Origin of the sequence: Terrabacter sp. Soil811 (assembly GCF_001429655.1) — a bacterium.
Classification (GTDB): domain Bacteria; phylum Actinomycetota; class Actinomycetes; order Actinomycetales; family Dermatophilaceae; genus Terrabacter.
The window spans coordinates 1,149,335-1,171,017 of record NZ_LMSX01000001.1 but is presented as its reverse complement, the minus strand read 5'-3'; the positions used below and the strand labels follow the sequence as shown (position 1 = coordinate 1,171,017).

Sequence of the window (21,683 nt, the reverse complement as noted above, 5' to 3'; positions counted from 1 at the left end):
CCTTGGCGTGCTCAGGTGCCGGGCGTCAGTGCGCGCCGGCTGTGGCGAACCACGGGTGGTGGAGGTCGTGGTAGCTGACGTCGCTCATCAACGCCATCATCTGGTCCATCTCGGCCTGGGCCTCGGGCGGCGGGCTCTTCTGCTCGCCCTCGCGGGCGGCGTCCTCGGTGCGGAAGGCCATCGTCTGGGTGAAGAACCCGTCTGCGGCGATCGCGATGGTGCCGCCGATGATCTCGGGCCGGGCCTCGTGGAGCATGTCCATCGGCCCCTCCATCATGTGGCGGAAGCGCTCCGGGTCGCTGAGCCGGCCCTGGATGACCTGGACGAAGCCCGCGTCGTCACTGCCGCCGTCGAGCATCATCGTCACGTCGTCGCAGTCGTGGAAGCTGGCCTCGCCGTCGAAGAGCCGGGCCGTCTCCTCCCACCACGCGCCTTGCTCGGGCCGGGCCGAGTTGGCCTCGGCCGAGGCCCGCGAGTCGAAGCGGACGACCCCGACGAACTCGCCGTCGTCCGTCATGCCGTACGTCCCCCCGAGCCAGCCGGACGCGCCGGGCTCGAGCTGCTCGCTCCACCGGTCCATCTGCCGGTGGAGGGCGTCGGCGTCAGTGCACCGACCCTGGATGACCTGGATGAACACCGTGAACCTCCCGTTGCGATCGGGGGCCGCTTCGAGCCGAAGTGGTCCATCGATCGACGGTACGCCGGTCGCGTCGGACGCGTCAGGGGACGAGTCCGACACGACCGGATTCACGTGGTGAGCAGGATCTTGCCGATGTGGCCCGAGGCCTCCATCTCGCGGTGCGCCTCGGCGGCGTGCTCGAGGGGGTGGCGCGAGTTGACGACCGGACGCACCGCGCCGGCCTCGATGAGGGGCCAGACGTGCTCACGGACGGCGGCGACGATGGCGGCCTTCTCCGTCGCGGGGCGGGCCCGCAGCGAGGTGGCGATGACGGCGGCGCGCTTGGCCAGCAGCATGCCCATGTCGAGCTCGCCCGTGCGGCCGCCCATGAGGCCGATCGTGACGAGGCGTCCGCTGATGGCGAGGGCCTCGACGTTGCGGGAGAGGTACTTCGCGCCCATGTTGTCGAGGATGACGTCGGCACCGTGACCCTTCGTCAGCTCGCGGACGCGCTCGACGAAGTCCTCCTCGCGGTAGTTGACGAGGAACTCGGCACCGAGGTCGCGGCACACGTCGAGCTTGGCCTGGCTGCCGGCCGTGACGGCGACGTGCGCGCCGACCGCCTTGGCGAGCTGGATGGCCATGGTGCCGATGCCCGAGCTGCCGCCGTGGACCAGGAGCACCTGGCCCGGCTGGATGTTGGCGACGAGGAAGACGTTGGACCAGACGGTGCACGTCACCTCGGGCAGGCCGGCCGCGTCGACGAGCGAGACGCCGCGCGGCACCGGCAGGAGCTGCTCGGCCGGCGCCACGACACGCTCGGCGTAGCCACCGCCGTCGATGAGGGCGCACACCTCGTCGCCGACCTGCCAGTCCTCGACGCCCTCGCCGAGCGCCGCGATGGTGCCGCTCACCTCGAGGCCGGGATACTCCGACGCGCCCGCTGGCGGCGGGTAGTGACCGAGGCGCTGCATGACGTCGGCGCGGTTGACGCCCGCGGCGGCGACGTCGATGAGCACGTGGCCGGCCGTCACCTCGGGGTCGGGCACCTCGTCGAGGACGAGGCTGTCGGCGTCTCCGGGCTCGGGGATCGTGATCGCGCGCATGGGGCCGAGCCTATTGACCTCCGGCCCGAGCCCGCACGAGCGCCCCGCCGGGCGTCGCCGTGTCCGGCGTGACGTGCCACACGCGTCCGGCGCCGGCCACCGCACCGTCCGACCGCAGGAGCGTCCCCTCGTCGATCGCGACACCGCTCGGGGCCAGCCCCGCGGCCACCACGGCGACGAGGCGCGAGACGTTGCCCCACTGGGCGGCGTGCACGTCGACGGCTCCCGGCACGAGGCCGATGCCCCCGACCACGGCGACGTCGTCGAGCTCCTCGTTGCTGTCCTCGGGGCAGACGGGCCGCCCGTCGAGGAGCCAGCCGCCGACGACCGCGTGGGAGCCCGCGATCGCAGCCCCCGCGGAGAACCCGGCATACGGCACACCTGCGGACACGAGGGCTCGGATCCGGTGGTAGCTGCCCGCGAGCGACGCGTGGTACTCCGGCGTGGGGCCGCCGCCGACGAAGAGGCCGTCGATCCCGTCGAGGACGGCCGGCTCCAGCGGCGTGCCCTCGGACACCCGCTCCACGACGAGGTCGTGGCCACCCACGAGGCCGAGCGTGTGGACGTACTTCTCGTGGTACTCGAGCGACTCGGGGTCAGTGCCCATGACGACGAGCAGGATGCGCGGGGTGCCGCCGGCGCGACGCGCGGCGGCCTCGACGAAGGGTCCGTAGAGCGTGGGGGCGAGGGCGTCGTCCCAGCCGCCGCCGATGAGGTGGACGTCCATGTCGGCACCCTAGGAGACCCCGGTGCCCGGTGGGGGGCTCAGCGGCGACCGGTCGGGCTGGGGCTGAGACGGCGGGCGATGTCCTCGGCGGCGAGACGGGCCCGGCCCACGAGCTCGGCGACGTGCTCCGTGCTCGCGTCGGGTGTCCGCAGCGTCATGGCGATCGCCGCGAGCGGCCGGCCGGCGCGGTCGAGCACCGGCACGGCGACCGACGACAGGTCGGCCGTCACGGTGCCCTCCTCGCGGGCGTAGCCGTCGGTGCGCGTGCGGGTGAGCACGCTCCGCAGCTCGCCGAGCGACCGCGGCCCCCCTCCGCTGCGCTGCACGAACGAGGCCCGGTCGGGGTAGAGCGCCCGCACCTGCGTCGCGGGGAGGGCGGACAGCATGGCGAGCCCGCTGGCCGTCAGGTGGGCGGGCAGGCGCACACCGACGTCGGTGACGAGCATCGGCTGCCCGGGGGCGCGTTCCTCGAGGAGGTAGATGACGTCGCGTCCGTCGAGGGTGGCGAAGTGGGCGTTGCGGCCGCACTGGTCGACGAGCCGGCGCATGGCCGCCCGCGCGACACGGGCCAGCGGCGCCTGCCGCTGGTAGGCCGACCCGAGCTCGTACGCCGCCTGGCCGAGCCCGAAGCGTCGCTCCTCGACGTAGTGGGTGACGTAGCCCCGGCTGTGCAGCACCTTGAGCAGGTGGTAGACCGAGCTGCGGGGCAGGCCGAGGTCGCGGGCGATCGACGCGGCAGGCACCGGCTCGGCGTGGCGCGAGAGGTGCTCGAGGACGTCGAGCGCGTTGGCGGCGGCGGGGGCGTTGGACATGTGGGCCACCTCCGGTCCGCGATCGAGGAAGTCTCGCATCCGAGACAATTGTCCTCCCTCGCGGGCCGACACGCCAGCCGTTCGGCGGTTCGATGGGTCCATGAACGCAGCACCCGCCACCGCCGCCCACTCGGTGACCGGCGCCGGCACCGTCACGGTCGGCACCGGTCCGCTCTCCCTCGAGGACGTCGTCGCCGTCGCCCGCCACGGCGCCCGGGTCGAGCTCTCCCCCGGTGCCGAGGCGGAGATCGCCCGCAGCCGCACCGTCATCGAGGACCTCGCGAACGACACCGTCGCCCACTACGGCGTCTCGACCGGCTTCGGCGCGCTCGCGACCCGTCACATCCCGACGGCGCTGCGCGCCCAGCTGCAGCGCTCGCTCGTGCGCTCGCACGCCGCCGGCGCCGGTCCGGAGGTCGAGCGCGAGGTCGTGCGCGCCCTCATGCTGCTCCGCCTGTCGACCCTCGCGACGGGCCGGACCGGCGTCCGCCTCGAGACGGCGCGGACGTATGCCGCCCTGCTGAGTGCCGGCATCACCCCCGTCGTGCACGAGTACGGCTCGCTCGGCTGCTCCGGCGACCTCGCGCCGCTGTCGCACTGCGCGCTCGCCGCGATGGGCGAGGGGCCGGTGCGCCTCGCCGACGGCACGCTCACCGACGCGGCAACCGCCCTGCGCGACCACGGGATCGAGCCCGTCGTCCTCGCCGAGAAGGAGGGCCTCGCCCTCATCAACGGCACCGACGGCATGCTCGGCATGCTCGTGCTGGCCATCCACGACCTGCGTCACCTGCTCAAGGTCGCCGACGTGTCGGCCGCGATGAGCGTCGAGGGCCTGCTCGGCTCCGACAGCGTCTTCGCGCCGGACCTGCACGCGCTGCGCCCCCAGGTGGGTCAGGGGGACTCGGCGGCGAACATCCTTGCCGTCATGGCGGACTCGCCGATCCGTGAGTCGCACCGCACCGAGGAGTGCACCCGCGTGCAGGACGCGTACTCCCTCCGCTGCGCGCCGCAGGTGCACGGTGGCGCCCGCGACACGGTCGAGCACGCCGCCCGCGTCGCCGCCGCCGAGCTGGCCTCGGCCGTCGACAACCCCGTCGTCACCCCCGACGGTCGGGTCGAGTCCAACGGCAACTTCCACGGCGCCCCGGTGGCCTACGTCCTCGACTTCCTCGCCATCGTCGCGGCCGACGTCGCGTCGATGTCCGAGCGCCGCTCCGACCGCTTCCTCGACCAGGCCCGCAACCACGGGCTGCCGCCCTTCCTCGCCGACGACCCAGGCGTCGACTCGGGCCTCATGATCGCGCAGTACACCCAGGCCGCCATGGTCTCGGAGATGAAGCGTCTCGCCGTCCCCGCGTCGGTCGACTCGATCCCGAGCTCGGCCATGCAGGAGGACCACGTGTCGATGGGCTGGTCGGGTGCCCGCAAGCTGCGCCGTTCCGTCGACGCGCTCGGCCGCGTCCTCGCCATCGAGGTGCTGACGGCGGCGCGCGGCATCCAGCTGCGGTCCCCGCTCGAGCCGTCGCCCGCTACCGGCGCGGTCATCGCCGCGCTGTCCGCTCGCACGAACGCGGCCCCGGGGCCCGACCGCTTCCTCGCCCCCGACATCGAGGGCGCCCACGGGGCGGTGACCGACGGCGACGTCCTTGCCGCCGCCGAGTCCGTCACCGGCCCGCTCCGCTGAGCGACCCGGCATACCAACGTTTTCCACCTCGAAGGAGAGTGACATGGAAGGTGCACGACCCGTCCGCGCGGCGCGTGGGACGACCCTGACGGCGCAGTCGTGGGCCACCGAGGCCCCCCTGCGGATGCTCATGAACAACCTCGACCCCGAGGTGGCCGAGCGCCCCGACGACCTCGTCGTCTACGGCGGCACCGGTCGCGCGGCCCGCGACTGGAAGTCCTTCGACGCGATGGTCCGCACGCTGACCACGCTCAAGCAGGACGAGACGATGCTCGTCCAGAGCGGTCGTCCCGTCGGCGTCATGCAGACGCACGAGTGGGCGCCGCGTGTCCTCATCGCCAACTCCAACCTCGTCGGCGACTGGGCCACGTGGCCCGAGTTCCGCCGCCTCGAGCACCTCGGCCTGACGATGTACGGCCAGATGACGGCCGGGTCGTGGATCTACATCGGCACCCAGGGGATCGTCCAGGGCACCTACGAGACCTTCGCGGCCGTCGCCGAGAAGCGCTTCAACGGGACCCTCGCCGGCACGCTGACCCTGACCGGCGGCTGCGGCGGCATGGGCGGCGCGCAGCCGCTCGCCGTCACGATGAACGACGGCGCCTGCCTCATCGTCGACGTCGATCCGGCCCGCCTGCACCGGCGCGTGGAGCACCGCTACCTCGACGAGGTCGCGACCGACCTCGACGACGCGATCGAGAAGGCGATGGCCGCCAAGCGCGAGCGTCGCGGCTGGTCGGTCGGTGTCGTCGGCAACGCGGCCGAGGTCTTCCCCGAGCTGCTCCGCCGGGGTGTCGAGATCGACATCGTCACCGACCAGACGTCGGCGCACGACCCGCTCAGCTACCTGCCCGAGGGCGTCGACGTCGCCGACTGGGCCGAGTACGCCGAGAAGAAGCCCGAGGACTTCACCGACCGCGCCCGCGCCTCGATGGCCAAGCACGTCAAGGCGATGGTCGAGTTCCAGGACGCCGGCGCCGAGGTCTTCGACTACGGCAACTCGATCCGCGACGAGGCCCGCCAGGGCGGCTACGACCGCGCCTTCGAGTTCCCCGGCTTCGTGCCCGCCTACATCCGCCCGCTCTTCTGCGAGGGCAAGGGCCCGTTCCGCTGGGCCGCGCTCTCGGGCGACCCGCGCGACATCGCCGCGACCGACAAGGCCGTGCTCGAGCTCTTCCCCGACAACGACCGCCTGCACAAGTGGATCCGCGGCGCGCAGGAGCGGATCGCCTTCCAGGGCTTGCCTGCCCGCATCTGCTGGCTCGGCTACGGCGAGCGTGACAAGGCCGGCCTGAAGTTCAACGAGATGGTGCGCACGGGCGAGATCTCGGCGCCCATCGTCATCGGGCGCGACCACCTCGACAGCGGCTCCGTCGCGAGCCCCTACCGCGAGACCGAGTCGATGGCCGACGGCTCCGACGCCATCGCCGACTGGCCGCTGCTCAACGCGCTCGTCAACACGAGCTCGGGCGCGAGCTGGGTCTCGATCCACCACGGCGGCGGCGTCGGCATCGGCCGGAGCCTCCACGCCGGCCAGGTCTCCCTCGCCGACGGCACCGACCTCGCCGCGCAGAAGCTCGCGCGCGTCCTGTCGAACGACCCCGGCATGGGAGTCATCCGCCACGTCGACGCCGGCTACGACATCGCCGACCGCGTCGCGCACGAACGCGGTGTCCGCGTCCCGATGCAGGAGGGCTGAGAGGGCGTATGCCGTCCGGTTGGGTCGTGTGGACCGCTCAGCGGGGGCGGCGCACCGTGATCGGGCCCTTCGCGTGGTCCGGGTCGATGACCCGGCCGCCCTGGATGATCTGGGCGCGCCCGGCGGCGACGAGCCGTCGGGCGGCGTTCCGGGCGGGCTCGACGAGCGCCTCCCAGTCCGCGCCGCCGACCTTTCGAGCCGCCTCCGACGGGTCGACCGTGACCGAGGCGGCGTGCGCCCTGACGAGCTTGGTGAGGGCGTCCTCGAGCTCGAGGTCGACGGGGGTCAGGCCGTGCTTGCGGCAGTTGTCGGAGCACCAGCGCACCGTGGCCCAGTCGCGCTCCCAGGCCTTGCGCCACGTGATCGTGCGACCGCATCGAGCGCACGGTTTGGTGGGCAGCGGGGTGCGTGACATGTGCACAGTCTGCGCCCTCGGGACCGCGGGGGCGTCAACGGTCCTTGCGGACCTCCTCGTCGGAGATGTCGGCGACCGTCGCGTCGAAGAGACGGATGACGTCGTCGCCGTTGACCGTGAGGCCGATCCCGTGGCCGCCACCGCCGAGCGAGATGCGGCGCCCGACGAGGTGCGTGTCGGCGATGACGGGAAGGCGCGCGGCCGAGCCGAAGGGCGTGATGGTGCCGCGCTCGTAGCCGGTGACGGCCTTCGCGGCCGCGGCGTCGGGCATCGAGATGCGGTTCGTGCCGAGCAGGGCACGCACCTTGGCCCACGAGAAGGTGCGGTCGCCGGGTACGAGGACGAAGACGTGGTCGTCCTCGGCCCGGCGCACGACGAGGGTCTTGATGAGGTCACGCGGCTCGATGCCCCGAGCGGCGGCCGCCTCCTCGAGGCTCGAGACGCGCCCGTGCCGGGTCACCGTGTGCTCGATGCCCGCCGCGAGGACCGCGTCGACCGCCGGCGTGCGGATCGGCGTTTCCGGGCCCGAGTCACTACGCTCGGCGGTGTCATCGCGGTCAGGATCCATGGGACAGAGCCTAGTTACACAGCCGGACGCAGACGCCGGCGTTGCGAGGAGTGGTGATCGAGGTGACGACGACGAGCTTCGACCGGATGTGGGCTGATCTCGAGCCCGTCGGTCGCGACGCCGGTTCGGGTGGCTACCGCCGCTACGCGTGGACCCGGACCGACCACGACCTGCGGGAGTGGTTCGCCGCCGAGTGCGCGGCCCGCGGCCTCGACCTCGTCGAGGACCGGGCCGGCAACCAGTGGGGCTGGTGGGGCGACCCCGACACGACGCCCGGCGTCGTCATCGGCTCGCACCTCGACTCGGTGCCCGACGGCGGCGCGTTCGACGGCCCGCTCGGCGTCGTCAGCGCGCTCGCGACCGTCGACGCGCTGCGCGACGCCGGTTTCGAGCCCGACGTGCCGCTCGGTGTCGTCAACTTCGTCGACGAGGAGGGGGCCCGCTTCGGCATCGCCTGCGCGGGCTCCCGCATCATCACCGGGGCCCTCGACGCCGACCGGGCCCGCTCGCTGACCGACGCCGACGGCGTGTCGATGGCCGAGGCCTGGCGCGGCGCGGGCCGGGACCCCGAGACCCTCGGCCGCGACGACGACACCGTGCGACGCGTCGGCCGCTTCGTCGAGCTGCACGTCGAGCAGGGCAAGGCGCTCGCGCTCTCCCCCGACGGCAGCGAGGACCTCAACGACGCCGGCCGGGCCGTCGCGATCGGCACCGACATCTGGCCGCACGGCCGCTGGCGGGTCGACATCCCGGGCGAGGCCAACCACGCCGGCACGACGCGCATCGCCGATCGGCAGGACGCGATGATCGGCCTCGCCACGGTCATCCAGGCAGCCCGGTCGTATGCCGTCGGGCTCGGCTGCGTCGCCACGGTGGGCAAGGTCCACGTCGTCCCGGGAGGCGTCAACGCGATCCCGAGCCACGTCACGGCCTGGCTCGACGTCCGCGGCCGCAGCGAGCACGTCGTGCACGCGGCGGTCGATGCCGTGTCGTCGGAGGCCGGCCGTCTGGGCGCCACGACGACCCCCGAGTCGTGGACGCCGACGACCACCTTCGACACCGGACTCGTCGGCAGGCTGCGCGGGATCCTCCCCGACGCGCCCCTGCTCGGGACGGGCGCCGGCCACGACGCGGGCATCCTCGCGACGCACGGCGTGCCGAGCGCGATGCTCTTCGTCCGCAACCCCACAGGAGTTTCACACTCACCCGCCGAGCTCGCGAGCACGGATGACTGTCACCATGGGGTCACGGCCCTGACAGCCGTCGTGACCGAGCTGTGCACAGGGAAGGACCCCGAGTCGATGAGCGACGCCCGATGACTGCGTTCTGGTGCGAGAGTGCTTGGCTCACAGGAGGATTCGCGCGACGGGTCCGCCTCGTGACCCAGGACGGCCTCTTCAAGGAGGTCCTCGTCGACGCTGACCCCGAGCCCGACGACGTCCGCCTCGCCGGCGTGACGCTGCCCGGCATGGCCAACGCGCACAGCCACGCCTTCCACCGCGCCCTCCGGGGCCGGGTCAACGGCGGTGGCGGCAACTTCTGGAGCTGGCGCGAGCAGATGTATGCCGCCGCGGAGCAGCTCAACCCCGACACCTACTTCGCGCTCGCGCGGGCCGTGTTCGCCGAGATGGTGCAGGCCGGGATCACGGTCGTGGGGGAGTTCCACTACGTCCACCACCGCCCGGGCGGTCATCCCTACCGCGACCCGAACGCCATGGGGCTCGCGGTGCGTCAGGCCGCCGACGAGGCCGGCATCCGGCTCACGCTGCTCGACACGTGCTACCTCGAGGGCGGCCTCAACGGCGGTGGCCACGTCGAGCTGCACCCGGGCCAGCGCCGGTTCAGCGACGGCACCGTCGAGGCCTGGGCGTCCCGGATGTCCGAGCGACGCCCCGAGACCGACCGCGTGCGGCTCGGTGCGGCGATCCACTCGGTCCGTGCGGTGCGCCGCGAGGACCTCCCGCGCGTCGTCGAGGCGGTCGGCGACCTGCCGCTGCACGTGCACCTGTCGGAGCAACACGGCGAGAACCTTGCCTGCCAGATGTTCTACGGCGCCAGCCCGACCCAGCTGCTCGACGAGGCCGGCGCCCTCGGTGCCCACTCGACGGCCGTGCACGCCACGCACCTCGAGGACCGCGACATCGACCTGCTCGGCGGCACCGGCACGGGTGCGTGCTTCTGCCCCACGACCGAGCGCGACCTCGCCGACGGCATCGGCCCGGCACGGGCGCTCCACGACGCCGGCAGCCCGCTCTCGCTGGGCTCCGACCAGCACGTCGTCATCGACCCGTTCGAGGAGCTGCGGGGGCTCGAGATGCACGAGCGGCTCGTCACGAACGAGCGCGACCGCTTCTCGGCCAACGACCTGCTCCTCGCGGCCTCCTTCAACGGCTACCGCTCCCTCGGCTGGTCCGACGGCGGCCACCTGAGCAAGGGGGCGCTCGCCGACTTCGTCACGGTGCGCACCGACACGGTCAACACCGCGGGCGCCGCGCAGGACCAGATCATCTACGCATGCGTCGCGTCCGACGTGTCGACCGTCGTCGTCGGGGGCGACGTCGTCGTCAGCGACGGCCACCACCGGATGGGCGACGTCGGCCGGATGCTCGTCGGCGCCATCGACCGCGTCGCGGGAGGGGTCGTCGGAGGGGTGCACGCGTGAGCCTGCTCCTCACGGGCATCGCGGAGCTGACGACGAACGACCCGGCCCGCGGTGACGGCCACGCCGACCGCGGAGACGCCCTCCTCGGCGTCGTCCGTGACGCGGCCCTCGTCGTGTCGCCCGACGGCCTGGTCGAGTGGGTCGGACCGGCCCACGAGGCCCCCGACGCCGACACCCGCCGCGACCTCGGCGGCCGCGCGGTCATCCCCGGCTTCGTCGACTCGCACACGCACCTCGTCTTCGCCGGTGACCGCTCGGCGGAGTTCGCGGCGCGCATGACCGGCACGCCCTACGACGGTGGCGGCATCGCCGTCTCGGTCGCCGCCACCCGGGCCGCGAGCGACGACGAGCTGCGAGCCCTCGTCGCGGCCCGGGTCGCCGAGATGCGCGCCCAGGGCACGACGACCGTCGAGATCAAGAGCGGCTACGGCCTCACCCTCGACGACGAGCTGCGCAGCCTCCGCATCGCCCGTGAGGTCACCCCGCACACGACCTTCCTCGGCGCGCACGTCGTGCCGCCCGAGTACGCGTCGGACCGGGCGGCCTACGTCGACCTCGTCACGGGCCCGATGCTCGACGCGGTCACCGCGGACGGGCCGACGAGCCTCGCGGAGAGCATCGACGTCTTCTGCGAGCCGCACTCGGCCCACGCCTTCGACGGCGACGAGGCGCGCACGATCCTCGAGGCGGGCCGCGCGGCCGGACTCGCCCTTCGCGTCCACGGCAACCAGCTCGGCCCCGGCCCGGGCGTCCGTCTGGCCTGCGAGCTCGGCGCGCGCAGCGTCGACCACTGCACGTTCCTCGACGACGCCGACGTCGAGGCGCTCGCCGCCGCCCGGGGCACGACCGTCGCGACCCTGCTGCCGGGCGTCGAGTTCTCGACGCGATCGCCCTACCCCGACGGGCGGGCCCTCATCGACGCCGGTGTGGACGTGGCGCTCGCCTCCGACTGCAACCCCGGCACGTGCTACTCGTCGTCGATCCCCTTCGCCATCGCCCTCGCCGTGCGTGAGATGGGGATGACGCCCGCTGAGGCGCTGCACGCCGCGACGGCCGTCTCGGCGCGCTCGCTCGGCCTCGACCGTCGGATCGCCCCGGGGCAGCCCGCCGAGCTGGCCGTCATCGACGCGCCGAGCCACCTGCACCTGGCCTACCGGGCCGGGGTGCCGATCGTGCGAGCGCTCGACCTCTAGGAGCCGGCGGCGTCGTCGGCGGGGTGCTCGCAGCGCAGCACCGAACCGGGTCCGGGATGGATGATCCCGGTGTGCCCGTCGGACCACTCGACGACGTAGGGCGGGCCGCCGCCCTCACCCTTCACCTCCAGGATGGTCCCTTCGCGCGTGCTCTGACCGACGTGCTCCGCGGCCATCGTGATGCGGTCACCGACCCGTGCCTCCATGGCACACCTCCTCGCGCTGGGCTGTCCTCCAAGGACACCACCTCTTCGCCCCGGCGGGAAGGACTTCGCGGGCCGAGTGACCGACGAGACCTCAGTCGAGCAGGACCCGCTCGCCGAGGCGCGGCACCGAGACGGCACAGTCGAACCGCTCGCGTATGCCGTCCGCCAGCGCCCGCGCGGCCGCGGGCTCCCCGTGGACGACGTGGACGCTCTCCGGAGGGTGCGGCATCTCGCCGATCCAGGTGAGCAGCTCGTCGGCGTCCGCGTGGACCGAGAAGTCGTCGAGGGTGACGACCTCGGCCCGGACCGGCACGTAGCGCCCGGCCATCTTGAGCTCGCGGGCCCCCGCCTGCAGGTCGCGGCCTCGGGTGCCGATGGCCTGGTAGCCGGTGAGCAGCACGGTGTTGCGCGCCTGGGGCAGCAGGTGGCGCAGGTGGTGCACGACCCGTCCGCCGGTCGCCATGCCGGAGGCCGACACGATGATGCAGGGCGTGCCCGGGGTGTTGAGCCGGATCGACTCCTCCGCGCTGTGCGCGGTCCGCAGACCGGACAGGCGGCGCAGCCGGTCGAGGGCGCCCGGCCGCACCTCCGCTGCGTGGGTCGGGTCGCGGTAGATCTCGAGCGCCGCGAGGGCCATCGGGCTGTCGACCCACACCGGCACGTCGGGGATCGCGCCGCTCGCGACGAGGTCGGCGATCGCGAGCAGGACGATCTCGGTGCGGTCGACGGCGAAGGCCGGCACGACGACGCTGCCGCCTCGCCTGATCGTGCGCCGGATCGCGTCGGCCATGACGTGGTGCTCGGGGTCGACCTCGGGGTGGGCGCGGTCGCCGTACGTCGACTCGACGACGACGGTGCGGGCAGCCGGCGGTCGGGCCCGGGGCAGCAGCACCGGGTGGTCCGGCCGCCCGAGGTCACCGGAGAAGAGGACGCTCGCCCCGTCGACCTCGACGAGCACGCTCGAGCTGCCGAGGATGTGGCCGGCCGGCACGAAGGTCACGGTCGACCCGTTCGAGCCGCCCACGCGGACTGCTGCGTCGTCGCCGACGGGGCGCAGTGCCGCGACGGCCACGTCGGCGTCGCCGACGGTGTAGAGCGGCAGTGGCGGGTCGTGCCGCGACCAGCCTCCCCGCCGGGCGCCCTCGGCCTCCTCCTCCTGCAGGTGCGCGCTGTCGCGCAGGATGACGGCCGCGAGCGCCGCGGTCCCGGACGTCGCGTGCACCGGCCCGTCGAAGCCGCCCCGGACGAGCGCCGGCAGGTAGCCGCAGTGGTCGAGGTGGGCGTGGGTCAGGGCCACGGCGTCGACCGAGGCCGGGTCGACGGGAGGCGGCTCCCAGTTGAGCGACCGCCAGCGCCGCTCGCCCTGGTAGAGGCCGCAGTCGACCATGAGTCTCGCGCCCTCGCCCTCGACGAGGAACTTGCTGCCGGTGACGGTCCCGGCCGCGCCGAGGAACGTCAGTGCCGGCGCCGGTCCGTGCCGCTCGGGTCTCCCGTGACTGCTCATGGCCCCTCCTCGGGTCCACCTCCATCGTCCTCCCGGCCCGGAGCCGACGACCCGGGTTCGGGGCGTGACGATGGAGACACCCGCGCCGTCCGTGCCCGCGTGTCGGTGCCGGCATCTGCGACCACGGTCTGACGACCCGACCCCGTCGTCCTCGTAGGCTTCGGGACGTGAGCGAGGGGAGCGTCTACGACTGGCTGCAGCGCCGGCCGCTGCTCCTCGACGTCCCGCTCGCGGTCTTCCTCGCGCTCCTCGGGCTCGTCGTGCTCGGCGAGGGTCAGGGCATCGGCTGGGCGGTCGTGGGCCTCGCCGACCTCGCCCTCATCTGGAGGCGTTCCCACCCGGCCACGGCGTTCGCGGTCGTCAGCATCGCGCTCGCGATCCGGGTCGTCCCGACGAGCAGCCTGCTGCCCGGCGACATCGCCTTCCTCGTCGCGCTCTACTCGCTCGCCGCCTACGACCGTCGTCGCGCCGTGCGCCTCGCCGGTCTCGGCGTCGCGGCGCTCGGGTCGGCCATCGCCGGTGCACGGTTCACCGCCGTCAGCGGCCGCGTGCCCGGTCCCGGCGAGTTCGTCTTCACCTTCGTCGCGTGCGCCGCGGCCTCCCTCGCGGCGTGGGCGCTCGGCGACCTCAAGCGCGCTCGCCTCCAGCGCCTCGCCGACCTCCAGGACCGCGCCGAGCGGGTCGAGCGCGAGCGCGATCAGGCCCTCCGGCTGGCCGCCCAGCAGGAGCGCGCGGCCATCGCCCGCGAGATGCACGACGTCGTGGCGCACGCGCTCTCGGTCATCGTCGTGCAGGCCGACGGCGCCGCGTATGCCGCCGAGCGCAGTCCCGAGGGCGCGCTCGCCCGGTCGGTGGGCGCGCTCGAGACCATCGGGTCGACGGCCCGGGACGCCCTCACCGAGACCCGCCGTCTCGTGGGCGTGCTGCGCGACCCGGAGTCGGGCGTCGAGCTGGCACCGACAGGTGGGGTCGCCCAGCTCGACGACCTCGTCGCGGGCGTGCGCGCGGCCGGGGTCCCGGTGACGCTGACGGTCCGCGGCACCGAGCGCGCCCGGCCCGTGGGACTCGACCTGGCGGCATACCGCGTCGTCCAGGAGGCGCTGACCAACGTCATCAAGCACGCCGGTCCGGCCGCGGGCGCCGTCGTCGACGTCGAGCAGACCGACGAGGCGCTGCGGATCTCGGTGTGCGACGACGGGGTCGGTGCGCGCAGCGTCGACGACGGGCGCGGCCACGGATTGCCCGGCATGCGCGAGCGGGTCGCCGTGCACGGTGGCACGCTGACGGCCGGGCCCCGTGCCGGTGGCGGCTTCGAGGTGCTCGCGACGATGCCGACGGAGGGGGAGCGATGACCGACCGGCCGACCCGGGTCATGATCGTCGACGACCAGGCCCTCGTGCGGGCCGGCTTCCGCATGGTCCTCGACGCCGAGCCCGACATCGACGTCGTCGCGGAGTGCGCCGACGGGCTGGCCGCGCTCGACGCGCTGCCCGGCCGCGACGTCGACGTCGTGCTCATGGACATCCGGATGCCGCGGCTCGACGGCATCGAGGCGACGCGCCGGGTCGTCGAGCGCGGCGACACCCCCAAGGTGCTCGTCCTGACGACCTTCGACCTCGACGAGTACGTCTACGCGGCCCTGCGGGCGGGGGCGGCCGGCTTCCTGCTCAAGGACGCCGGCCCGTCGGAGCTGCTCTCGGCGATCCGGGCCGTCCACACCGGCGACGCCGTCGTCGCCCCGGGCCCGACCCGGCGGCTGCTCGACCGCTTCCTGCCGGTGCTCGCGAGCCCGGCGCAGCCGTCCGGCCTCGAGCGGCTCGACGTCCTGACCGAGCGAGAGCGCGAGGTGCTCGAGGCGGTCGGCAAGGGCCTGAACAACACCGAGATCGCCGCCACGTTCTTCGTCGCGGAGGCGACCGTCAAGACCCACGTCGGGCGCATCCTCGCCAAGCTGGGACTGCGCGACCGGGTGCAGATGGTCGTGCTGGCGTACGAGACGGGGCTCGTCCGCGTCGGCGAGGCCTGAGGGACGTCGCCTCGGGCTCAGCGGCTGCCGGTGGCCTTGTCGATGGCCTTCTTCGTGGCGCGCTCGGCCTTGGCCTTGCCCTTGGCCACCTTCTTCGAGGCCTTCTTGTCGGTGGGCGACACCTTCTCGTCCTCGAGAGCCTTGGGCAGGTGACCGGTCGATCGGCGGTAGTAGCTCGCGGCGCCGCGCTCGACGGCGACCCGGGCCGTGGCCACGGCCATCGACGAGAGCGCCGTGAAGAGGATGACGTCGCGGGTGCGCTCGCGCTCGAAGTCACCCTTGACGGGCACGTTGCGGCCGGTCGCGAGCTTCCAGCCCTTCTGCGTCGCGTCCGTCGCGATCTTCGTGGCGAGGATCGTCGAGCCGACGCTGAGGATCTTCCACACCGGGCCGCCGAGCGGCGTGCGGGGTGTGGCGGCGTCCTCGGCCTTGGCCTTCGCCCTGCCGAGCGCCTTGGTGGCCTTCTTCGAGTCCTTGGATCCCATGCCGTGACTGTACCCACGTGCTGCGGAGTAGAGTCACCCCGACAACTGAAGAGCACCACCCACCCATCACGACAGGGGAGCGCGTCACGCGCTGAGAGTGCGGCAGCCCGAAGGGCCGAGCCGCAGACCCTCGAACCTGCTCCGGTTAGCACCGGCGAAGGAAGTCGGTATTTCTCAGGCCACCGCACGGCACACGTCATCGACGCGTGCCGTCCGGCTGGCTTCCCCCAGGTATCCACACGTATCCACTGGAACCCGGGAGACACACCATGTCCACGACCATCACCGCGAGCGGTCCGCTGACCCGCTGGCGCACCATCGACCTGCTCACCTGCGCCTTCCTCGGCGTCGCCTTCGGCGTCGCGTACTGGGCCTGGGGGCTCGTCTACGCCGTCCCGTCGAACGCCGTGTCGGCGGCCTTCCCGCCCCTCGGTGCCCTCTTCAACTGGCCCTGGCTCGTCGCCGGCATCGTCGGCATGCTCATCATCCGACGCCCCGGCGCGGCCGTCTTCACCGAGCTCCTCGCGGCCGTCGTGTCGGCCCTCATCGGCACGCAGTGGGGCCTGACCACGCTCGTGTCGGGCCTCGTGCAGGGCCTCGGTGTCGAGCTCGGCTTCGCCGTCTTCGCGTATGCCGTCTACAGCTGGGCGCCGCTGCTGCTCGGTGGCTTCCTCGGCGGCGCGTTCGAGGCCGTCTACGAGTGGTACTCCTACTGGACCGACTGGGGCTGGGGCTACAAGCTCTCCTACCTGCTCCTGCTCGGTGCGTCCGTCGCCGTCCTCGGCTCGCTCCTCGCCGTCGGCCTGACGCGCCTGCTCGCGGCCGCGGGTGCGCTCAACCCGTTCCCGCCGGGCCAGGAGGTCCGGGAGCAGCGGGCCGTCTGACCCGTCGGGGACGGAGGCGCCGGTGGCACGAGAAACCGAACACCTCGACGCGCGGTCGCCGTCGGTGACCTCGGGTGTCGGCGTGCGCGTGGAGGACCTGACGTGGAGACCCTTCGGGCGCTCGCGTCCGGTCCTCGACGGCCTCGACCTCACCCTCGAGCCCGGCGAGCGCGTGCTGCTCGCCGGGCCGAGCGGGTCGGGCAAGTCGACCCTGCTCCGGGGTGTCGCCGGGCTGCTGCTCACCGCGGACGCCGGCGAGCTCTCGGGCACGGTCACCGTGGGCGGCCATGCGCCACAGGAGGTTCCGGGATCGGTGGGCCTCGTCCTTCAGGACCCGGGTGCGGGCACCGTCGCCTCGAGCATCGGTCGTGACGTCGCCTTCGGCCTCGAGAACGTCGTGCTGCCGCGGGACGGGATGCCGTCCCGCGTCGCGGCGGCACTGCGCGAGGTCGGGCTGACGATGTCGCCCGACAGCGCGCCGTCGACCCTGAGCGGGGGCGAGTCCCAGCGGCTCGCGCTCGCCGGGGCGCTCGTCATGGAGCCCTCGGTGCTCCTGCTCGACGAGCCGACGGCCATGCTCGACGCCGACACGGCTGCGGACGTACGGGCCGTCGTGGCCGACGTCGTCGAGCGGCGCGGTCTCACCCTCGTCGTCGTCGAGCACCGTCTCGACGGGTGGCTCGACCTCGTCGACCGGCTCGTCGTCCTCGACGCGACCGGCTCGGTCGTGGCCGACGGCAAGCCACACGCGGTCCTTGCCGCCCACGGTGAATCCCTGGCGGCACAGGGCATCTGGGTCCCCGGGGTGCCGGACCCCGAGCCGCTGCCGCTCGACCTCGAGCCGGCGCCGCACGCGGCAGCCGGGCGCGTGCCCCAAGGCCGCGTCGTCGCAGCCGCCTCCGACGTCCGGGTCGAGCACCGGAGCCGGCGACTGGGGGAGCGGTCCCGCACGACGCTCGCCGTCGACGGCGCCGACCTCGAGGCCCGGGCCGGTCGGTCCCTGGCCCTCGTCGGCCCGAGCGGCGCCGGCAAGTCCTCGCTCATGGCCGCCCTCGGCGGGCTCGTCGAGCCGTCGCGCGGCTCCGTCGACCTCGCGCTGCCGCTCACCCCGGCCGAGACCGGCGACGGCGCCCCCGCGCGGGACCGGCTCACGCCCCCGCACGAGTGGTCCTCGCTCGACCTCGCACGCGTCGTCGCCTGGGTGCCGCAACGCGCGGCGACCTCGATCGTCGGCCGCACGGTGCGCGACGACGTGCTCACCACCCCGCTCGCGCTCGGGCAGGAGCCCGAGGCCGCCGGCCGGCGGGCCGACGCCCTGCTCGCGGCGCTCGGGCTCGCACACCTCGCGCAGGCCGACCCGCGCCAGCTCTCCGGCGGTGAGCAGCGTCGCCTGGCCATGGCGTCCGCCGTCGCGCACGGTCCGGCCCTCCTCCTCGCCGACGAGCCGACGGTCGGGCAGGACCGGCTCACGTGGGCCGCCGTGTCCGGCGTGCTCGCCGCGGCCCGCGACGAGGGCGCTGCCGTCGTCGTCACGACCCACGACTCCGGGGTCGTCGACGACGCCGACCGCGTCGTCCGGCTCGCCGCACCCACCCAGCCACCCGCCGACCCGGAGCCCGAGCGGCACCCGCTGCTCTCCCGGGTCGGGCCCCTGGCCCTGCTCGGGGCGGCCCTGTGCGTCCTGCCCCTGCCCGCGCTGCTCGAGACGTGGCGCCAGGGACTCGCCGTCCTCGCCGTCGAGGTCGTCCTCGGCCTCGTCGGCCTCCTCGCCCCGGGCCGGGGCCGCGCGCCCGAGGGTCGCCTCCGAGGCGTCCTCGCGCGCCTCGCCCCTGCCGCGCTCGCCGTCGTCGGGGTCGCCTGGTCGGCGTGGCTCCTCGGCGGCCGGGACGTCGAGGTCGCCGCGGCGGCTGCCCTGCGCGTCCTCTGCCTGCTCGTGCCCTCCGCGTTCGTCGTCGGCTTCATCGACCCGGAGGGTCTCGGCGACCACCTCGCGCAGCGGCTCCGTCTCCCGGCCCGGCCCGTCGTGGCCGCGACGGCGGCGCTCCAGCGGCTCCAGTCCTTCGACACCCTGTGGGGCGAGCTCATGACGACCCGCCGGGTGCGCGGCATCAGGGCCGACCGCGGAGCCCTGGCCCGTGGCCGCGAGGCGGTCGTCGTCACCGGTGGACTCCTCATCGGCGCGCTCGGGCAGGCCTCGACGCTCGCGCTCGCGATGGACGCCCGGGGCTTCGCCGAGGCCCGCCGCCGCACGTGGGCGGGTCCAGCGCCGTGGCGCCCGGCCGACACGCTGGCCGTCGGCGCCGGTCTGGTCGTGGTCGCCGCGGCCGTCGCGGCCCGGCTGACGCTGCCCTGACGACTCGCGGGGCACAATGGGCCGCGCACACCTGCCGACAGGAAGGGGCCGCACGTGCCCATGCCAGGCCGACCCCGCACCGCCACCCGGGTCATCCGCACACCCCGGGCGTATGCCGTCCCGACCGTCGCGCTGGGCCTGTCCGCCTCGCTGGTGCTCGCGCTCGCGGGGTGCGGCCAGCCCGCCCCGTCGTCGCCGGACGACTCCGTGGCCCCGACGGTGAGCGTCCCCGTGCAGCCGACCATCACGGCCGAGACCCCGAGCGACGACGTGCCCGACCCGGTCGACACGACCGACCCCGGCGACGGTGGCCTCTTCGACGCGGCCTCGAGCCTCACGGGCGCGACGTGTGCGCCCTCGGGTGAGTCGTGGAGCTTCACCGGCACCCTCACCAACTCCGACACGCAGGAGCACACGTTCACCGTGGCGGTCTTCATCGTCAAGAGCTCCGACGGCTCCGACGTCGCCAGCAAGGAGGTCGACGTCACGCTCGCCGCCGGGGCGACCGCGCCGGTCTCCATCAAGGACTTCCACACCGGGCCGAGCAAGGGCGTCGAGTGCCTGAGCGGCGTCACCGTGAAGAGCCTCTGACGTGCGGCTCTACCTCGTGCGACACGGCCAGACCCACGCCAACGTCGCCCGTCAGCTCGACACGGCCGTCCCCGGCCTCGACCTCACCGACGAGGGCCGGGCTCAGGCGCGGGCCCTCGCCGACCGCCTCGGCGGTGAGGACCTCGGCGCGATCTACACCTCGGACCTCGTGCGCACCCAGCAGACCGCGGCGCCGCTCGCCGAGATGCTCGGTCTCGAGATGGTCGTGCTGCCCGGGCTGCGCGAGATCCAGGCCGGCGACTACGAGATGTCGACCGAGTGGCAGCCCTACATCGACGCGGTCATCCGCTGGCGCGACGAGCCCGACCACACGATCCCCGGCGGCGACAGCGGTGCCGGCTTCATGGAGCGCTACGACGCGGCGATCGCCCGCATCGCCGCCGACGGCCACGAGTCCGCCCTCGCCGTGAGCCACGGGGCCGCCATGCGCGTGTGGTGCTCGGCCTCGCTCAGCCTGCCGGCCGACTTCTTCGACGGCCGCAGGCTCGACAACGCGCACGTCGTGACGATGGAGGGTGACCCCGAGGCCGGGTGGCGCCTGCTCGCGTGGGGTGACGAACCGGTCACGCATGGCTGAGGCGCGGCCTGCCCTCGCCCCCGGCCGGTGGCGCTGGGCCGGTGCCGTCGCCGGCGTCGTGCTCGCGGTCGCCTCGTGGGGCTCGGGTGCCCTGCCGCGGCTCAACACCGGGGTGCTCTGGCCGGGCGTCGCCTGGTGGACGCCGAAGGGTGGCTCACCCCTGCTCGCCACCGTCGCGGTCCTCGCGATGGGCCTGCTCGTCCTCGCCTGGTGGCGACTCCGTGACGCCGACGTGTCGGTGCGCTGGTGGTGGGTGACGATCGCCCTGTGGTTCGCGCCGCTCGTCGCCGCGATGCCGCTCTACAGCCGCGACCTCTACTCCTACGCCGCCCAGGGCCTGCTCTGGGACCAGGGCCTCAGCCCCTACGACCACGTCGTCCGCGAGCTCGACTCGCCGTGGCGCGCCTCGACGGCGCCGACGTGGCTCGACAGCCCGACACCCTACGGACCCGTCTGGCTGCTCCTCGCCCGGGCCGTCGCGTCGGTCTCGGGTGAGCTGTGGGTCGCGCTCCTGCTGCTGCGCCTGCTCGCCGTGGCCGGGGTCGTCATCATGGCCTGGGCCGTGCCCGACGTCGCCCGCCGGATCGGCTGGTCACCGGTCCGGGCGCTCTGGCTCGGCGTCGCGGTGCCGCTCGTCGGCGCGCACTTCGTCGGAGGAGCCCACAACGACGCCCTCATGGTGGCCGCGGCGCTCGGCGGACTCGCCCTCGCGCTGCGCGGGCGGTTCGTCCTCGCCTGCGTCGTCGTCGCGCTCGGGGCCATGGTCAAGGTCACTGCCGTCATCGCGCTGCCGTTCGTCGTCATCCTCTGGGCCCGCCACGTCGCGACCGTACGGGCCCCGGGGACGGACGGCACGGCATACGCCCGCTGGGGTGACGTCGTGCGCGCGGGCGCCCTGACGGTGCTGTGCTCGGGTGTCCCCCTGGCGCTCGGGGGCGTCGTGACCGGGCTCGGGTTCTCGTGGCTCAACCCGACGGGGACCCCGGGCAAGAACGAGCAGTGGACCTCCCTGCCGACCTCGATCGGTATCGCCGTCGGTGCCGTCGGGCACCTGCTCGGCCACGACGAGTGGCGCGACCCGGGCATCGCGATGGCGCGGGCCGTGGGACTCGTCGTGCTGGCCCTGCTCCTCGCGCTCGTCTGGCTCGCGGCGCTCAAGCCCGCGGACACCCGCGGCCTGGCGGCGGAGGATGCCGCGGCCGAGCCGCTCCTGCGGCCGGTGCGCGGCATCGCCTGGGCCATGCTCGCCGTCGTCGTGCTCGCCCCGGTCTTCCTCGGGTGGTACTACCTCTGGGCGCTCCCGTTCTTCGCGGTGTCGCTCGGGGCCCTCTGGCAGGAGCGGCTCGAACGGCCCCTCGCTGTCGTCGCCTCCGTCGTCTGCTTCGCGACGCTCCCCGAGGGCTACAGCCTCGGCCTCACGACGACGGCGGTCGGCGTCCCGGTCGCGCTCGTCGTCCTCGTGCTGCTGCTGCGCCGCGGCCTGCGCACCGCCCGCCGCACCGACTGGCGCCACCTGCTCGACCTCGACCGACCCCTCGTCCGACGCTGAGG

The 21,683-nt window shown here is 73.9% G+C and carries 21 protein-coding genes and 1 riboswitch; of the genes, 12 read left to right on the top strand and 9 right to left on the bottom strand.

From position 1 onward, the window contains the following. Window positions 1–25: 25 nt before the first annotated feature. The 4 genes from ASH01_RS05465 to ASH01_RS05450 all read right to left on the bottom strand — a co-directional run bounded on the left by ASH01_RS05465 (window position 26) and on the right by ASH01_RS05450 (window position 3,264). Window positions 26–637 carry a hypothetical protein gene (locus tag ASH01_RS05465; protein WP_056772773.1) on the bottom strand — a complete coding sequence of 204 codons (612 nt, stop codon included), beginning with the start codon at window positions 635–637 and terminating at the stop codon, window positions 26–28. A gap of 110 nt (window positions 638–747) precedes the next feature. Continuing rightward, a complete protein-coding gene (locus ASH01_RS05460) occupies window positions 748–1,725 on the bottom strand; it encodes an NAD(P)H-quinone oxidoreductase (RefSeq protein WP_056772253.1) in 978 nt (325 codons plus the stop codon). Between the two features lie 10 nt (window positions 1,726–1,735). Continuing rightward, window positions 1,736–2,452: a Type 1 glutamine amidotransferase-like domain-containing protein gene (locus ASH01_RS05455; protein WP_056772251.1), complete on the bottom strand. Its 717-nt coding sequence runs from the start codon at window positions 2,450–2,452 to the stop codon at window positions 1,736–1,738. Window positions 2,453–2,490: 38 nt separating this feature from the next. Then, window positions 2,491–3,264 (bottom strand): IclR family transcriptional regulator, encoded by a 774-nt coding sequence (locus tag ASH01_RS05450; protein ID WP_056772771.1) that lies wholly within the window; start codon window positions 3,262–3,264, stop codon window positions 2,491–2,493. 100 nt (window positions 3,265–3,364) lie between these two features. Between ASH01_RS05450 and hutH the strand changes: the two genes are divergently transcribed. Both hutH and hutU read left to right on the top strand, forming a co-directional pair. Further along, a complete protein-coding gene (gene hutH / locus ASH01_RS05445) occupies window positions 3,365–4,948 on the top strand; it encodes a histidine ammonia-lyase (RefSeq protein ID WP_056772248.1) in 1,584 nt (527 codons plus the stop codon). A gap of 43 nt (window positions 4,949–4,991) precedes the next feature. Further along, the gene (gene hutU / locus ASH01_RS05440; RefSeq protein WP_056772246.1) at window positions 4,992–6,647 is read left to right on the top strand and encodes a urocanate hydratase; all 1,656 of its coding nucleotides are present in this window, start codon (window positions 4,992–4,994) and stop codon (window positions 6,645–6,647) included. 37 nt (window positions 6,648–6,684) lie between these two features. Here the strand turns inward: hutU and ASH01_RS05435 are convergent, their stop codons facing one another. Both ASH01_RS05435 and ASH01_RS05430 read right to left on the bottom strand, forming a co-directional pair. Then, window positions 6,685–7,062, bottom strand: coding sequence for a DUF2256 and DUF3253 domain-containing protein (locus tag ASH01_RS05435; protein ID WP_056772244.1), 378 nt, complete (start codon window positions 7,060–7,062; stop codon window positions 6,685–6,687). Window positions 7,063–7,096: 34 nt separating this feature from the next. Next, a complete protein-coding gene (locus ASH01_RS05430) occupies window positions 7,097–7,630 on the bottom strand; it encodes an aminoacyl-tRNA deacylase (RefSeq protein ID WP_082619406.1) in 534 nt (177 codons plus the stop codon). 53 nt (window positions 7,631–7,683) lie between these two features. Here ASH01_RS05430 and ASH01_RS05425 point away from each other — a divergent pair, with 53 nt between their 5' ends. The 3 genes from ASH01_RS05425 to hutI are packed head-to-tail and all read left to right on the top strand — an operon-like array spanning window position 7,684 to window position 11,485. After that, window positions 7,684–8,949, top strand: coding sequence for an allantoate amidohydrolase (locus tag ASH01_RS05425; RefSeq protein WP_082619437.1), 1,266 nt, complete (start codon window positions 7,684–7,686; stop codon window positions 8,947–8,949). Further along, window positions 8,946–10,292: a formimidoylglutamate deiminase gene (locus tag ASH01_RS05420; protein WP_056772242.1), complete on the top strand. Its 1,347-nt coding sequence runs from the start codon at window positions 8,946–8,948 to the stop codon at window positions 10,290–10,292. Before ASH01_RS05425 ends, ASH01_RS05420 begins: the two co-directional genes overlap by 4 nt. After that, complete coding sequence (gene hutI / locus ASH01_RS05415) at window positions 10,289–11,485, top strand: imidazolonepropionase (protein ID WP_056772239.1); 1,197 nt, start codon at window positions 10,289–10,291, stop codon at window positions 11,483–11,485. The genes ASH01_RS05420 and hutI overlap by 4 nt, the downstream gene beginning before the upstream one ends. Here the strand turns inward: hutI and ASH01_RS05410 are convergent. Both ASH01_RS05410 and ASH01_RS05405 read right to left on the bottom strand, forming a co-directional pair. Then, complete coding sequence (locus ASH01_RS05410; RefSeq protein WP_056772237.1) at window positions 11,482–11,691, bottom strand: DUF1918 domain-containing protein; 210 nt, start codon at window positions 11,689–11,691, stop codon at window positions 11,482–11,484. The genes hutI and ASH01_RS05410 overlap by 4 nt on opposite strands. 91 nt (window positions 11,692–11,782) lie before the next feature. Then, window positions 11,783–13,195, bottom strand: coding sequence for an MBL fold metallo-hydrolase RNA specificity domain-containing protein (locus ASH01_RS05405; protein ID WP_056772235.1), 1,413 nt, complete (start codon window positions 13,193–13,195; stop codon window positions 11,783–11,785). A gap of 167 nt (window positions 13,196–13,362) precedes the next feature. Here ASH01_RS05405 and ASH01_RS05400 point away from each other — a divergent pair, with 167 nt between their 5' ends. Both ASH01_RS05400 and ASH01_RS05395 read left to right on the top strand, forming a co-directional pair. Beyond that, window positions 13,363–14,547 carry a sensor histidine kinase gene (locus ASH01_RS05400; protein ID WP_056772233.1) on the top strand — a complete coding sequence of 395 codons (1,185 nt, stop codon included), beginning with the start codon at window positions 13,363–13,365 and terminating at the stop codon, window positions 14,545–14,547. Further along, window positions 14,544–15,221: a response regulator transcription factor gene (locus tag ASH01_RS05395; RefSeq protein WP_056772231.1), complete on the top strand. Its 678-nt coding sequence runs from the start codon at window positions 14,544–14,546 to the stop codon at window positions 15,219–15,221. The genes ASH01_RS05400 and ASH01_RS05395 overlap by 4 nt, the downstream gene beginning before the upstream one ends. A gap of 17 nt (window positions 15,222–15,238) precedes the next feature. On the opposite strand, the gene ASH01_RS05390 is transcribed toward ASH01_RS05395, so the two are convergent. After that, complete coding sequence (locus ASH01_RS05390; RefSeq protein WP_056772229.1) at window positions 15,239–15,706, bottom strand: DUF4235 domain-containing protein; 468 nt, start codon at window positions 15,704–15,706, stop codon at window positions 15,239–15,241. Between the two features lie 63 nt (window positions 15,707–15,769). Further along, a riboswitch (TPP riboswitch) is annotated at window positions 15,770–15,886 on the top strand. A gap of 89 nt (window positions 15,887–15,975) precedes the next feature. Here ASH01_RS05390 and ASH01_RS05385 point away from each other — a divergent pair. The 5 genes from ASH01_RS05385 to mptB are packed head-to-tail and all read left to right on the top strand — an operon-like array spanning window position 15,976 to window position 21,681. Next, window positions 15,976–16,590 carry an ECF transporter S component gene (locus ASH01_RS05385; RefSeq protein WP_056772225.1) on the top strand — a complete coding sequence of 205 codons (615 nt, stop codon included), beginning with the start codon at window positions 15,976–15,978 and terminating at the stop codon, window positions 16,588–16,590. A 22-nt stretch (window positions 16,591–16,612) separates the two neighbouring features. Beyond that, on the top strand, window positions 16,613–18,943 hold the full coding sequence (locus ASH01_RS05380) for an ATP-binding cassette domain-containing protein (protein WP_056772223.1): 2,331 nt from the start codon (window positions 16,613–16,615) through the stop codon (window positions 18,941–18,943). 60 nt (window positions 18,944–19,003) lie between these two features. Next, window positions 19,004–19,534 carry a hypothetical protein gene (locus tag ASH01_RS05375; RefSeq protein WP_056772220.1) on the top strand — a complete coding sequence of 177 codons (531 nt, stop codon included), beginning with the start codon at window positions 19,004–19,006 and terminating at the stop codon, window positions 19,532–19,534. A 1-nt stretch (window position 19,535) separates the two neighbouring features. Continuing rightward, window positions 19,536–20,132, top strand: coding sequence for a histidine phosphatase family protein (locus ASH01_RS05370; protein WP_056772219.1), 597 nt, complete (start codon window positions 19,536–19,538; stop codon window positions 20,130–20,132). After that, window positions 20,125–21,681 (top strand): polyprenol phosphomannose-dependent alpha 1,6 mannosyltransferase MptB, encoded by a 1,557-nt coding sequence (gene mptB / locus ASH01_RS05365; RefSeq protein ID WP_056772216.1) that lies wholly within the window; start codon window positions 20,125–20,127, stop codon window positions 21,679–21,681. The genes ASH01_RS05370 and mptB overlap by 8 nt, the downstream gene beginning before the upstream one ends. Window positions 21,682–21,683 lie beyond the last annotated feature (2 nt).

Coding starts and splice junctions, on each gene's coding strand:
- ASH01_RS05460 (WP_056772253.1), bottom strand. CDS start 1,725: ATGCGCGCGATCACGATCCCCGAGCCCGGAGACGCCGACAGCCTCGTC.
- ASH01_RS05455 (WP_056772251.1), bottom strand. CDS start 2,452: ATGGACGTCCACCTCATCGGCGGCGGCTGGGACGACGCCCTCGCCCCC.
- ASH01_RS05450 (WP_056772771.1), bottom strand. CDS start 3,264: ATGTCCAACGCCCCCGCCGCCGCCAACGCGCTCGACGTCCTCGAGCAC.
- hutH (WP_056772248.1), top strand. CDS start 3,365: ATGAACGCAGCACCCGCCACCGCCGCCCACTCGGTGACCGGCGCCGGC.
- hutU (WP_056772246.1), top strand. CDS start 4,992: ATGGAAGGTGCACGACCCGTCCGCGCGGCGCGTGGGACGACCCTGACG.
- ASH01_RS05435 (WP_056772244.1), bottom strand. CDS start 7,062: ATGTCACGCACCCCGCTGCCCACCAAACCGTGCGCTCGATGCGGTCGC.
- ASH01_RS05430 (WP_082619406.1), bottom strand. CDS start 7,630: ATGGATCCTGACCGCGATGACACCGCCGAGCGTAGTGACTCGGGCCCG.
- ASH01_RS05420 (WP_056772242.1), top strand. CDS start 8,946: ATGACTGCGTTCTGGTGCGAGAGTGCTTGGCTCACAGGAGGATTCGCG.
- ASH01_RS05410 (WP_056772237.1), bottom strand. CDS start 11,691: ATGGAGGCACGGGTCGGTGACCGCATCACGATGGCCGCGGAGCACGTC.
- ASH01_RS05405 (WP_056772235.1), bottom strand. CDS start 13,195: ATGAGCAGTCACGGGAGACCCGAGCGGCACGGACCGGCGCCGGCACTG.
- ASH01_RS05395 (WP_056772231.1), top strand. CDS start 14,544: ATGACCGACCGGCCGACCCGGGTCATGATCGTCGACGACCAGGCCCTC.
- ASH01_RS05390 (WP_056772229.1), bottom strand. CDS start 15,706: ATGGGATCCAAGGACTCGAAGAAGGCCACCAAGGCGCTCGGCAGGGCG.
- ASH01_RS05385 (WP_056772225.1), top strand. CDS start 15,976: ATGTCCACGACCATCACCGCGAGCGGTCCGCTGACCCGCTGGCGCACC.
- ASH01_RS05375 (WP_056772220.1), top strand. CDS start 19,004: ATGCCAGGCCGACCCCGCACCGCCACCCGGGTCATCCGCACACCCCGG.
- mptB (WP_056772216.1), top strand. CDS start 20,125: ATGGCTGAGGCGCGGCCTGCCCTCGCCCCCGGCCGGTGGCGCTGGGCC.